The sequence below is a fragment of the Planktothrix sp. genome (genome assembly GCF_046067725.1).
In the GTDB taxonomy this organism is placed as follows: Bacteria; Cyanobacteriota; Cyanobacteriia; order Cyanobacteriales; family Microcoleaceae; genus Planktothrix.
Map to the genome: position 1 here is coordinate 1 of NZ_JBJUDF010000131.1, position 14091 is coordinate 14091.

Annotated in this window: 9 protein-coding genes and 1 pseudogene; 7 read left to right on the plus strand and 3 right to left on the minus strand. The window is 43.0% G+C overall.

From position 1 onward, the window contains the following. Positions 1–467, minus strand: a pseudogene (locus tag ACKPEB_RS07390) (hypothetical protein); the annotation flags it as partial. A gap of 301 nt (positions 468–768) precedes the next feature. Between ACKPEB_RS07390 and ACKPEB_RS07395 the strand changes: the two are divergent. Next, positions 769–1533: a Crp/Fnr family transcriptional regulator gene (locus ACKPEB_RS07395; RefSeq protein ID WP_408964231.1), complete on the plus strand. Its 765-nt coding sequence runs from the start codon at positions 769–771 to the stop codon at positions 1531–1533. A gap of 117 nt (positions 1534–1650) precedes the next feature. Here ACKPEB_RS07395 and tnpA read toward each other — a convergent pair whose 3' ends face one another. Continuing rightward, entirely contained in the window at positions 1651–2049 is a 399-nt protein-coding gene (gene tnpA / locus ACKPEB_RS07400; RefSeq protein ID WP_408964223.1) for an IS200/IS605 family transposase, read from the minus strand. A 185-nt stretch (positions 2050–2234) separates the two neighbouring features. Between tnpA and ACKPEB_RS07405 the strand changes: the two genes are divergently transcribed. Continuing rightward, on the plus strand, positions 2235–2462 hold the full coding sequence (locus ACKPEB_RS07405) for a hypothetical protein (protein ID WP_408964224.1): 228 nt from the start codon (positions 2235–2237) through the stop codon (positions 2460–2462). Between the two features lie 195 nt (positions 2463–2657). Here the strand turns inward: ACKPEB_RS07405 and hmpF are convergent, their stop codons facing one another. Beyond that, complete coding sequence (hmpF, locus tag ACKPEB_RS07410) at positions 2658–4400, minus strand: pilus motility taxis protein HmpF (RefSeq protein ID WP_408964225.1); 1743 nt, start codon at positions 4398–4400, stop codon at positions 2658–2660. A 331-nt stretch (positions 4401–4731) separates the two neighbouring features. On the opposite strand from hmpF, the gene ACKPEB_RS07415 reads away from it, so the two are divergent. The 5 genes from ACKPEB_RS07415 to ACKPEB_RS07435 all read left to right on the plus strand — a co-directional run. After that, the gene (locus ACKPEB_RS07415; RefSeq protein ID WP_408964226.1) at positions 4732–5970 is read left to right on the plus strand and encodes a response regulator; all 1239 of its coding nucleotides are present in this window, start codon (positions 4732–4734) and stop codon (positions 5968–5970) included. Between the two features lie 626 nt (positions 5971–6596). Next, positions 6597–6962 carry a response regulator transcription factor gene (locus ACKPEB_RS07420; protein WP_408964227.1) on the plus strand — a complete coding sequence of 122 codons (366 nt, stop codon included), beginning with the start codon at positions 6597–6599 and terminating at the stop codon, positions 6960–6962. A 12-nt stretch (positions 6963–6974) separates the two neighbouring features. Continuing rightward, the gene (locus ACKPEB_RS07425) at positions 6975–7499 is read left to right on the plus strand and encodes a chemotaxis protein CheW (protein WP_408964228.1); all 525 of its coding nucleotides are present in this window, start codon (positions 6975–6977) and stop codon (positions 7497–7499) included. Positions 7500–7652: 153 nt separating this feature from the next. Continuing rightward, on the plus strand, positions 7653–11141 hold the full coding sequence (locus tag ACKPEB_RS07430; RefSeq protein WP_408964229.1) for a methyl-accepting chemotaxis protein: 3489 nt from the start codon (positions 7653–7655) through the stop codon (positions 11139–11141). Between the two features lie 92 nt (positions 11142–11233). Next, positions 11234–14091, plus strand: a 2858-nt coding sequence (locus ACKPEB_RS07435; RefSeq protein WP_408964230.1) for an Hpt domain-containing protein, incomplete at its 3' end; no start/stop codon positions are given.

The window sequence follows — 14091 nt, forward strand, 5'->3', positions numbered from 1 at the left end:
GTGATTAAATGCTCCCGTTCCGCTAAACGCAATAAAGAACAACAGCGAGCATGACTATATTGAATCTGGAATTGCTCCCAAGAAATTTCTAAATTTTGAAGAGAAGTTTGTACCCAAGAATAACGAAGAATTTGTTCTAACCAAGTGGCAATTCCAACATCAGTCAAGATGAATTGTAACATTCCTGACGACAACAGATGAACCGTTACATCTCTGGGAATCGTCCCGCAACTGAACTGACGGTCTGAATTCCAGGTATTTAAACGAATACACAGAGCCTCCGCCAGAGCGAATGGAGATTGATGCAACTGGGAAGCCAGTTTCAGCGCGATCGCTGATCCGTATAGGATCTGGGTCTTATGTTTAATGTGAGTTACGGGAATTTCCTGAGAATCAACCATATTAATTCCCTGAAATTGTAAACTTTCTCTCAGTTGTATCCCTAACACCTGTGCTAAAGCAAGCATATGCTCCTGACTCCATCTTAAACAAGCTCACACTTGGTATTATCAACACCCTTGGCTCAAGCCTTGACAGAATTTTTTGAAATTTATTCCCAAAAATAGCAGATGACTCTTCCCCAAAGAGATGTGTTTTTTGTTACATTGGTTAAAAGATCAGAAATCCGTTTCTCTCAAGTATAAAATACACCTTCAGGATCACAGATCAAATTTGTGAACCGATTCAAACATTGACGGATGTGGAGGTGTATTCCCATCCGACGAGTAAATTTCACTCATAAAATCAATTTAATTACCCAAACTTATGATGCAATCATCTCCAATCCCAACCGATTCCAATCGACCTTTCCTAACCTGGCAACGAATTACAGACTGGGCACAGGAACATTATCGTTGTCGCAGTTTCACGAAAGATGAACGAATTCCGGCTCGTCCAGGGTTACTTTATTTAGTCCAACGCGGAGGCATCCGATTAGTTGGTAGTGCTCAATTGGAATACCCCAAAAGCAAATCCAATTCCAAACCCCGCCATCGCAATTTAGATGAAGCTTTTCTGGGTTTTGTCGGTGCGGGTCAACCCTTTGAACTTGTTGCTCAGTCTCCCTTTAGCCTTCAAGCTTATAGTCACGCTGATGAAACAACCGTGTTATGGATGTATTGGCACGATTTGGATAATTGGCCTCATTTTCGTCGAGAAGTTCTTGATGCGTTCCGCTATCAACATCAACGGAAATTACTGTGGTTAAGTACATTAGGCCAACGTCGTACCATTGACCGACTTCTAGGGTTCCTAACCTTATTAATTGAAGAATACGGGGAATATTATACCAGTGGCAATGGAGAAGTTGGATTTAAAGGCTATTGTTTACCTTGGTCATTAACCCACTCCCAAATCGGCAGTGCCATCGGTGCTACACGAGTTACCGTGACTCGTCTGATGGGAAAACTTCGTCAACAAGGCTTAATTTATACTCAGGACGATAACTTAATTTGTATTCCCCTTGAATCTGGAGGCTACAATCAAGACTTGGATTTAGACGAAGAGGATAATGCAGGCTTTGAAGAGGAGTGAAGTATCCCACGCCACTCATTGAAACGTTGGGGTTGGGTACTTTACAATAACCGTATTCAGAGCAGCGCGTCTTTCAAGTGTGGGATGTAGAATACCCGCCTAAAGGCGGAGTGGAGATTAATGAGAATTTTGATTTGCAATGTACCTCTTAATGGTTTCGCTTGAGACACAACCTGCCGTCCCACAATAATAACTCCTAGTCCATAAAGAAGGCAATTTAAGTAAATGAGGAAATTCTTTTCTTAATATTCTTGATGATGCCCCTTTGATTCTAAACATGATTTGGTGCGGAGCAACAAAAGGGTGACAACTAATAAATAAATGTACATGATCAGGCATTATCTCCAGAGCTAGGACATCACATTCTAGCTCTTTTGCTTTTTGATAAATAATTTCCTCTAATCTTCTACTCACTTCATTGACCAACACCTTTTTTCGCCTTTTAGGACAGAACACAAAATGATAATTGATTAGGCTCACTGATGTGGTTTTTCTTTTGTACTGATTTTCTGTCATTGTTGATACACACAATCCATCAACCTTATGTTATCATAGTTAATATCACTAAGATAACTCGGACGATTAAATTAAAATTCGTAGATCTCAACCGTTGTAAAGCTCAAATCTTTGAGCTTATGACGGAGGAAAACACGCGGATTGCAAACCAGTTGTTGTCATTTCTGATTAAAGAGCGACGTAAAATGACAACAACTAAAATCATGTCCGAGTTAAAATCTGCCTTGGTCAATCAAGTTATCCGACATACCAAATCACCTATAGGTCGTCAAACCAAACAATACAAAGTCCTTCCGGTAGAAGTTAATAACCAAAACTGGAAGTTAACTTTAAAAGGAAAGACTTATTCGATTAGTTTTCCGACTCTCAAAGGTGAAAAAAGAATCCCCATTAAAGTTGCATCTCCTCATTAGCAACCTGTTTTAGATGGATTGCTAGAGGGAACAATTCAAGGAGGTTCTTTTAAATTAATTAAACATCGAAATAAGTGGTATGCCTATCTGTCAATTACTGAGGATGTTCCAGAAGTTGAGACAGAGAAAAGATTAAGGATTGAAATTAATTAAAAGACCTGCACCTTATACTTCTAAAGCGTAGGGGTGGGAGTGTCAATCTACTAGACCCGATAAAACTTGTCGTAATTGAGTGGTTACCTGAGTTTGAGCCGAGCACAATTCCAACACCTGATTCAATTCAGTCGTTGTTTCCTCTAACTGTTGTCGAACTTGATTCCAAGAATCTTGAACGGGTTGTAACATCTCTTGAGATAAACTGATTCGTCCCCACAGTTCTGCAACCCTACGTTGCTGTTCGATCCAACTTTGCTCCTGAGTTTCTAACTGTTGGCGAGCTTGTTCTTGCTGTTGGGCCTGACCATTGACCTCAGTTTCTCGCTGTGCCAAGGTAGAACGGAGGTCTTGAAGTTCCGTTTCCAAGGTTTGGAGTTGTTGTTGTTGTTGTTGTTGTTGACTTTCCAAATTCGCAATCATCGATTTCAAATCAACCGCACCCCTAGAAGTGGCAGGAGATAAACCTTGACGACGCAGGAGAACTGCTTCATATTGGGTTTTATGGTCTTCTCGCTCTTTCAAGGTACGGCGCTGACCCACCAACGTTTCATTCAACATTTGATAAGCATCTTGCTCATCGCTTAATTCCGTCTGTAAACTTTGTTGCTGTCCATCCTTGGCTGTTTTCAGTTTCTCTTGAAGTTCTTCAATTTCTTCAAGTTTTAATTTTAATTCCTCCTCCTGTTCTTTAACAAAACCAGACCAACGATCCCACTCCTGTTGCAATTGTAGGACTTCTGCCTGTAATTGTTCCAATGGCATTGCTTCCAAAGCTTGGATATCCATCTTAACGCTGACAGTAGTTGAATCATCCTCGGTTTGACGGGATGCCAACTGTTGTAGTTGTTCTAATAACGTTTGACGGCTGTCAATGACGGTTTGTAAGGTTTGGATGTAATCCTGTTGGGTTTGCAGTAACTGTTGCTGGGACGTTAACTCACAACGGTTTTGGATTAAAACATCCTGAGCGGTCTGCCACTGTTGCCATTGCTGTTTAATACTGGTGGTCGTTGCCTCTAAGGTTTGTTGAAGTTGTTGGGCTTGCGAACGTTGTTCTTGTAACCGTTGTTGATGTTGTGTTAACGAACTTTCAGCACCGATCACTTGTTGTAAGGATTGCTGGAGTTGAGTTTGTAACGGTGAAATCAAAATCGAATTAGAAAGTTGATTCAGGAGGTTCTGGACATGCTCAGATTGTTTAGCACTCAACGAAGGAGACGACTGTAATTGACTTTGTTGTTCTTCGAGTTGTTTTCGCTGGTCTTTTAACTGTTGACGAGCGGTTTCAATATCTTGACGTGCGCGATCAATTTCCGAACGTAAACGGTTACTTTCATCGCGAGAACGTTCAATTTCTTGACGTTGCTGTTCGAGCCGTTCTAATTCATCCTCCAATTGTTCCATCTGTTCTCGTCGGGCTTCCATTTCCATTTCCCGGCGATTTAACTCTTGACTTTGATAAGTCAATGACTCTTTCCACTGTTCAATTTCTTCTTGTTGCGTTTTAAACTTTTCTTGCAACCGAGAAAAATCTTGGAGAATCCCCACGAGTTGGCGGGCAGCTTCTTGAATGCGTTGCACCTGCTTACTCGTATTGAGATCCACTAATACTAAGGTTCCGTCCTTAAAGTTATTGGCATCATCAGCAAGGATGATTTCCTCTCCGGGTACAGCACTCCAATTGTTTTCACCTCGCTGACAAGCCAATAGCTTGAGTTCAGTCCTACCGCCACCCAGACCAAATTTGCTACTCTGCTTTTGTACTTCCGCTAAATAGAGCATCGGCCCTTTATCCTCTTGAGGTGTTCAAGCACTATTTGTTCGCTGTCTTAATCATAAAACATAGGCGGGAGTCGCAGGTAAACAGTTAATCCAGAACCTTAAATATCCGCTTTTAGAGATCTGTTCTGGCTCTAATCAGGACATTGCCTTATCCGAAGATTAAAAAAAGTCTAGCTGAGTGTCAACCTGAATTCCCAAGGATTCGGTGCATAAGTGGCTGTCTCTCCTAGAATATAAGGAAAGCCGTGATTTGATGATCACGAAACTCCCATATTTTTCCTCTTTAGGATGTACCTAAACTAAAACCTATTTGCAGGAGGCAACTTGCTAAATGCAAGGCTCTTTAAACGAAATTGATATTCGCAGTATTTTGCAACTGATTGAGCTTGGCCAGAGGACAGGGGAACTCATGGTAGAAGCTTACAGTTCATCCCTGATGACCAATGAAATTCTTCACTGCCATCCCAGCCGTTTGACGGGACAATGTTGGTTAGTCTTTTGTTGGAATGGTCGCATTATTTATGCAGGCGAAAGCGAGGCAACCAATCGCCGATTACGGGATTATTTACGACGCTATAAAGCCGAAACCGTTCTCTCGGAATTAGAAGTTCCCTCCATTGCTTCGGTCAATGCTCCAGAGTATGGGTATTTGTGGGTTTTACTGGAAAACCAAGTGATTACCCCAGCCATTGCCCGCAGTATTGTGCATTGTATGGTTCAAGAAACCTTATTTGATTTGCTGAGTTTACATCAAGGAGCATTTATTTTTGAAATGGGCTCCGCCTTAGCTCCCCAGTTAACAACTTTAGAAATTAGCCCTTTATTAGCCAATATTTTTAAACAAGTCCAAGAATGGAAAAAATTTCATCCCCATATTACCTCCCCCAATCAATGCCCTTTGATCACGGATCGCTCAAAATTACAACACACTGTCCGCCCTCAAGTGTTTGAAACTCTCAATCGTTGGGCTGATGGACAAACCTCCATTCGCCAAATTGCTCGTCATTTACATCGAGATATTGTTATGGTGACTAAAGCAATTTATCCCTTTGTTCAACAAGGGTTAGTACAACTGTTAACCCCCCATCCTGAAAATTCGTTAACTCCACTAGAACCTTTGAATGACCGTAACCGCAGCCCTCGGATTGTGTGTATTGATGATGATATTGTGATTCGGCAAACCGTTGAAACGATTTTAAAAGAACAAGGTTATGAAGCTATTGCGATCGGGAATCCTTTAAAAGCATTAAGTTTAGTCTTTCAACTCAAACCCGATTTAATTCTCTGTGATATTGCGATGCCAGAATTAAATGGTTATGAAATCTGTGCAATGTTGCGGAATTCAACGGCATTTCGTCAAACCCCGATTGTTATGCTAACAGGAATTGATGGATTTATTGACCGTCTAAAAGCTCGAATGATTCGAGCAACGAATTACTTAACTAAACCTTTTGGGGATGCTGAATTATTAACTTTAGTTGAAACTTATATTGGGCCTGGAAAATTGATGAATACGACTTTAGAGTCTAAGTTAGAAGATGAATTCATGAGTGAGTTAGAAACCCTTTGACCGATATTCGTGGTTCTCTACCGTTCCTCAACAACAACATTAAATTGTTGAACAACCCCTGACGAAAAACTTTCATCTGGGATCAATCTAGGCTGTCAAAGATTTGTATAATTGAATTGGACGCTCACTGACCAGATCTAGCAGGAGTCACACCCGTCAGGAGTCAAGGGTAAGATGCTTAACAATTAAGGGTCACAGCGATTATTGCTCTCTTAATATAAGCTTCGATCCTGAACACAATTGGTGCAAAAACTGACTCGATAAACCCCTAGAGCGACGAACTATACTTGAAATTAAGCAATATGTTAAAAAAACTAAGTTATCATAACCCAGCCTATGGGATTGACAACTGAAAAACCACACGCGATCAAATGAACACCCGTCTCCTTGATCTAGCGTTCCATTAAACGCCCAATCCAGGTGGGTCTTTCAACCCCAAATAAATATTCAATCGCCTCTGTCCTGTTATAGAAACAGGTATGTCAAAAAGAATCACCTCTTTTGAGGCAAAAAGGTTGTGTTGACACTTTACGATAAATTTCTAATGCAGCAGCATAAACCTCCTATTCCTTGGACTCTCAGCTTTAACCGGATTACCATTCGGGAGTTTCTCAGGGGGAAGAACGATGAATAAAGTCATGGTTGTGGAAGATAGCGTCACCCAACGGGAGATGATTTCTAATCTTCTTAAAGATAGCGGTTTACAAGTTAGTGTCGCTAGTGATGGTGTAGAAGCGTTAGAACAAGTCCAAAAAAGCTGCCCTGATTTAATGGTGCTCGATATTGTCATGCCTCGCATGAACGGTTATGAACTGTGTCGTCGCCTAAAATCTGATCCGAAAACTCGCAATATTGCTATCGTGATGTGTTCTTCCAAAGGGGAAGAATTTGATCGCTATTGGGGGATGAAACAGGGAGCCGATGCTTATATTGCTAAACCTTTCCAGCCGACCGAATTAATCGGTACTGTTAAACAATTGCTTAGAGGGTAGGTCTAAATCACAATGGTGGGAAACCCAGATTTTCTAACCGGGCCAGGTACAGATAGCCCAGAATTCCAAGAGTTGGAAACTCCTGAAGGGGAGCCCCATCTCCGCTTTTTTGTGCCTTCAGGGTCGGAATTTGCCCTTCCAGCCATCGGAATCCGGGAGGTACTATTTCAGTCCCCAGATCGGATGACACCCATTCCCAATGTCTCCCCACTCTTACTGGGTACGTTCAACCTCCGAGGTCGGGTGATTTGGGTGGCTGATTTGGGTCAATTTTTAGGAGATTCCACTGCCCTGAATACAGACCGCACAGAGATTCATGTCATTGTCGTCGAAGACCAAGACATTATATTAGGATTAGCAGTCGATGCTCTCAATGATATGGCATGGCTTGACCCTGATCAAATGCAAATGCCAACTCAAGTCGGTGATAGTATGGCTCCTTTTATTAAAGGAGAATGGCAACTGGCAAACGGAGGAAACGTTCTGCGACTCCTAGACCAAGTAGCCATTTTGCGCTCGGCTCGTTGGGCAACCTAACCGAATCACATAAACAGGTTAATAGCCTCAGGGCGTGAGCCTATTAACCATCAACTGATTATAAAACTGTTTAAGCTAAATCTTTCTTAAATTGAACTTTTAACGTTTAAGCCATACAACAATTACACTTTAAAATCACAAGGGGAATCGCTCATGGCAACAAGTACAGACTTCCTACAAGAATATAAGCAAACCGAGGAAGCATACTGTCAGGGAAATTACGAAGAGGCAGCAGCACTGGTTTATCAACTGGTTGAAGATTATCCAGAAGACCCAGTAGCCCGTCTTCTGTGTGGTCATATCTATGGCTATGGCTTACAACAATATGATGTGGCTCGTGATCAGTATATGGCTGTCTTAAATTTGACGACGGATGATGAATTACTCGAACAAGCCCATCAAGCTTTAGCGGATACTGACCAATACTTACTTGATGTCCCGGCTGAATATGAGTTGAACGATTCCCCAGATTCCCAAGCGGTTTTTAACGCCCTTCTGGATGAAGAAATTGATTCTGCTGATGTTGATTTAACCCAGGATTTAAGTTGGGCAACGGAACAAACCAATGGTTTATCCGATCATTCATCCTCTATCAATGGATTAAAGCCGGATCTCGATGAAACCAATGGTTCTCTTGTTCAACAAAATGGCAATTTGATCAAGCAAGCCAACTCGGAAATCGATCTGAAGGATTTCACGGCAACCTCCGAACTTTTTGATTTTAAAGAATTAGAGCTAGAGGACTCGGATGTAGACTTATCGGTTCCGAGTCTGGAGGATGCCATGGGTGAAAAGGATTGGGAACTGCTTGAGAATCAGGAAGAACATTTAAACCTTAATGGTAGCTCATCTGCTTTTAGCACAGATCCCGATAATCCCTTTGCAATTGAGGATGATTTAGAGGCAGGAACGGAAATTTTAAATCCCTTAGATGATCTGGGGTACCTGACCCAATTAGATGCCGATCCGTTTACATTAGAAGAAGATGATGAATCTCCACACCTGAATCCTTTAGCCACCGATGAGGCAAGTGCGAGTGATATTGAACAATTAACTGGGGATTTATTTTCCTCGGAGGATGAAGACAGACTTGATGTTCTGCATTCTTCAACGGTTAGCTCTGATGATCACGAGCATTCCATCAATTCCCAACAAACTCTGGATGAGTCGGAGATCGATGCTCAACATCAACCTACTCAATTGTTTGGCAACGGTGAGCTAGGGGAAACACCAGATTTAGAACATGGATTGGGAGTCAGCCAAGAGGACAAAATTGATCCTCCATCTTCTTCCATCCCTTCTCAACCAGCTAGTACAGACGCGCCATCCCGTGTTTCTTCCGCCATGAGCTTTGAAGACGAACTGGATGATATTTTTGCACCTCTGGAAGTGGGGCTAGAGCCATCGGTGGAGTTGATCAGTTCTGAACCGGAAGCTCAAAATGGGAATCGCTCTAGTGTAGAAACTCTCCAAGTTGAAGGCTCCGAAGAAGATGGGTTTGACCCATTTGATCTGCCAATAGATTTTACATTTCCTGTGGAACCCTTCGTTGATAGTGCCGATGATTCTGTTCCCTTACCCACTAACCCTTCTAACATGACGGCTAACTTTAACGTTTTGGATGCAGAAGAAAGCAACGAAGAGGAAACCTTGTTGACGAATAATGCGGCTGATTCCTCCTATTATTCTCATCGTCGTGATCACCCCTCCCAATCAGAAGCTTATAGTGCGTTCAACCTCTCGGATGCTCCTGATCTAACGAACGATCTCGAAGAAGATGATCTGGTTTTTGATGCGACTGCTATTCCTGATAGTTTTGATATTGATCCGTTAAATGAGGATACCTTTGGGGACTCCTTTGATGTTACAGCAGAAATCAATCATCTTAATGGCCGTTCTCCTCATGGTAAGGCTCCCTTATTAACGGAAAATGATTTCTTAGATGATTTTGAAGAATTTGATGATGCTGCCGATTTTGATGTGATCTCTAATGGGGATCATGATCTGTATCTGGATTCAGATTTTAGCAACCTCGATGGCAAAATCGGAATTCCTTCCCAGAATATTACCCTTGATAGTGATAGTTCCTCGATTCGGGATGAGGAGATTTTTAATAGTGCTTACACCGCATCGGCAGTAACAACCATGAGCCCTGATTTAGGGGATGTGATGGAAACTGTGGTAACAACCGATCAAGGGACATTCTCGTTCTTAGAAAATGCCTCTTTAAAGCGCAAACCGTTATACACCGCTTTAGGGACAGGGCTGATCACCTTGATTTTAGTTGCAACCGCTACCAATATTGCCACTCGTACAGCTTCCTTAGACAATCAACGACAGGTGGTTGATTATCTGCGAGTCACGGGATGGCTGATGACCACTGTTGCGGGAGCTACCAGTTTTCTCACAGCTTGGGGATTAGGACGGATTAGCTCTCAACAAATTCAAAAAGCAACGGACGATTTACAAGCTCAATTTGATGCCATTGGCAAAGGCAATTTAGATGCCCGGGCGACCGTGTTTGCCGAGGACGAATTTGGGAGAATGTCGGCTAAATTTAACCATGCGGCTCAATTTATCCAAAATATTACCCGTGAAGCCCAACGCAAAGCTAAGGAACAGGAAGATGCCAGAGATGATTTACACCGTCAAGTGATTCGGTTGTTAGATGACGTGGAAGGAGCAGCACGGGGAGATTTAACCGTAACGGCGGAGGTGACGGCGAACGTTTTAGGCGCCGTTGCTGACTCCTTTAACTTAACGATTCAAAACCTGCGGGAAATTGTGGTGCAGGTGAAACAAGCCGCTCGTCAAGTCAGTAAGGGGGCAACGGATAGTGCCACCTTCGCGAAGGATGTGGCCGGAGATGCCTTTCGACAAGCGGAGGAACTGGCTGCGACCTTAAATTCAGTTCAGGTACTCACCGATGCCATTCAACGGGTTGCTGAAAGTGCGCGAGAAGCCGAAGAAGTGGCGCGTTCAGCAGCGGCGGTGGCGACCAAAGGCGGAGAAGCGGTACAAATGACCGTGGCGGGAATTTTGAAAATTCGAGAAACCGTCGCAGAAACCAGCCGAGAAGTCAAGCGTTTAGGGGAATCTACCCAAGAAATTTCTAAAATTGTGGCGATTATTTCTCAGATTGCTTCCCGAACCAACTTACTGGCGTTAAACGCCAGTATTGAGGCAGCTAGAGCCGGGGAAGCGGGGAAAGGATTTGCCATCGTTGCCGATGAAGTGCGACAGTTAGCGGATAAGTCGGCGAAATCCTTAAAAGATATTGAACAAATCGTGATGCAAATTCAAAGCCAGACCAACACCGTAATGATGGCCATGTCCCAAGGTCATCAGCAGGTGATTGAGGGAACTCGTCTGGCCGAACAAGCAAAACGAGCCTTGGATGACATTATCCAAGTGACGAACCGCATCGACGTTCTGGTCCGTTCCATTACGGCGGATACCGTTGAACAAAACGAAACTGCACGGGCTGTCGCTCAGGTGATGCGAGCCGTTGAACATAGTGCTCAAGAAACTTCTCAAGAAGCTCAAGGTGTCTCCAGCGCCTTAACTAAACTTGTGGGAGTGGCGCGAGACCTCCTCACTTCTGTAGAACGCTTCCGCGTTGATGCGTCCGAGAAAGGTTAATCACCTGATCAGGCGCGCTGTTAACTGTTGACGGTTCACCGCCAACTGCTAATAGTCAATAGCCAATAGTCAATAGCCAATAGTCAACTGATATGCAACTGGAACAGCAACAACGGATCATGGGTTATTTTATTGAGGAGGCGAAAGACCACCTCAATACTATTGAACAGGGATTACTGAATCTACAAACGACTATTGAAGATCCAGAACTGCTCAATGAGGTTTTCCGAGCCGCTCACTCAGTTAAAGGAGGAGCCGCGATGTTGGGACTCAATAGTATTCAACAAACGGCTCACCGCTTAGAAGATAGTTTTAAAATCCTTAAAGAAAACCGTCTTCCGGCTCAATTGATTGATCAACAATTAGAATCGTTATTTTTACAAGTTTTTGATACTTTACAAGCCTTGATTGATCAATTATCGGGGCCCTATGGCTTAACAGAAGAAGCAGAAGCAGCGATTTTGCAGGATGTTGAGCCCGTTTTTGAAGCGTTAAATTATCATATTAAAAATGTTGTGCAGCAACAGGTGACAGGGACTCGACCCTCTGAAGTAGAAACACGCCCTCGTCTGCCAGAAATTCGAGGGAAGAGCGGGGTGGCTCCGGTTGGGGGAGTTTCTGTGAGTGCGATTCCATCGGTTCGAGACGATACTCCGGTTAGCAGTGCTAAGGATTTGGTGTTCAAGAGCGATGTTTCTGAACGGTTGCGGGAGATGTTGCAACAGTTTAAACAATCTGAATCTTCTCAATCTCGTCAAGGGTTAATTGGAATTTGTCAGAGTTTGGCTCAGACGGGAGAACTGTTTGATTTACCCCATTGGGTTAAGTTTATTAAAACTGTCGAACAAGCGATCGCAAACCCTGATAATACTTATCGAAGTTTGGCTCCTGTGATTATTAAGTCGATTAAAGAAGCTCAAGAACTGGTTTTGGCGAATCAAGAAGCTGAAATTGTTGTAACGGATGGACTTAAAAGCTTCTTGCCTAAGTCTGTAATTCCCCCAACACGCCAAAAATCGCCATCTGCGGTTAAGTCTTCTTCTTCATCTTATCCCTCGAAGTCACCTAGTTCATCGAAATCGCCGGCCCCAGGAGAGACTCCTTTAAGTCAATTAGGGGGAACAACTGCTAAGTCAAGTTCATCAAGGTCTCCCCAGAGCCAGAACAATTCTGTATCTGCTTCTCCTAATTTAACTAACTCTTTGTTGGATACTAACTGGTCGGGGTCAGCGACTAACCCCAGCAATAATCCCATGCGGTTACACAATGGGCCAGAAATCACGCCTGAAGAATATAACAGCCTGAAGGATTTATTTGACGGTTTGGATGATTGGGAACATGAAGCGGTAGAAGAAACAGCAACAGAAATTCCTATATCGAATGTCCAAGAGGGAGATCTTCTACAGGGGGACTTTTTGGATTTATTGGACGACACGCAAACTGGATTCAACAAAACAGAAGCTAAATCTCTAAAGACATCCACAGGAACTTCAATGAAAGAACCCTGGGACGTTTCGGTCGAGCAAACAGATGGAGAAAACCCAGCCACGATTTCTGTTAGTTCTTTTGAAATCGATGATGATCTTGCCAGTTTCTTTGATAATCTGAATGATATCGATTCCCAAGGAGTGGAAACTCCAACCTCAAAACCGGTAGTCACAGTCAAAATCGAGCCAGAGCAACCTGTTGCTAGTTTTAAGGATGTCTTTGATGATCTTTTCAATATCAACTCCGAAGACCAAGATTCATCTCTTTGGAGTCAACCGCCTACACCAACGACATCACTAGAAATCGATGATTTATTGGAGGATGCAGAAAGTTTAGATGAGTTGTTTGACCAATATGATCAATACAGTCAATCAACTTCAGTACCCCCATCCCGACCGACGGCTGCTTTTTCTACTTCTGAGTTGAAAACCACAACGGAGGAAGATTGGTTTAACGAACTGTTGGAAAATGATATGGGTATCGCAGTACCGACTTCTGCTCCTTCGTCCTTGGACGATTTGATGAAGTTGGGAGAAAAATCTATTGCTTTTGTTGAAGAAAAGACTGAAGAATTAACCTCAAGGGTCTCCGAAAACTATGCTATAAGGCACGAAGGGTCAGGAACCTTGAGCCAATCTCAACCTAACTTTGAGTTGCCTGATGATGATTTTACCAGTTTAGATGCCTTACTCAATCAAGAGGAGGTCTCGTCTTCAATGACTTCGACCTCGGCAGCAGAGGATCAGATTTTCTTGAATTTAGATCAACTGCTCCACTCCTCTGACCCGGTTGCATCTGTATCCAGTTCTATACCGAATCTTAAATCTGAGAATGGACGAACTTCCGGTAAAATCTCAGAGTCAATGTCTGAAGATCCAGATTTTTCAGAATTGATGCGATTAATTGAAGATGCACCTCCGAGATCTCGTCAATCTTCAGCACTGAGAGGGACGTTTGCTAAACCCATTGCTGAACCGATTGTTAAAGTTCCAGTCAAACAACTGGATAACCTCAGTAATTTGATGGGGGAACTGGTGGTTAACCGGAATAGTTTAGAACAAGACCAAGAACGAATGCGCCAGTTTTTGGATAATTTGCTGCATCAAGTTTCGCTGTTGGGAGATGTGGGTCAACGGATGCAGGATTTCTATGAGCGCTCGCTGTTGGAAATTTCTTTACTGTCTCACCGTCGCAAACCCTTCTGGTTTAGTGAAAATTCTTCGATTTATGATGATCCGAATATGGATTTAGACTCAACGGAACTCGACCGATTTACGCCATTCCATACCTTGTCTCAAGAAATTATTGAGTTAATTGTCCGAGTGCGGGAGTCGTCGGCGGATATTGAATTTTTAGTGGAAGAAGCGGATCAAGTGACCCGTGAGTTACGACGGATTACAACCGCGTTGCAAGAAGGGTTAAATCGGGCGCGAATGGAGCCTTTTGCCATTGAAGCAGACGC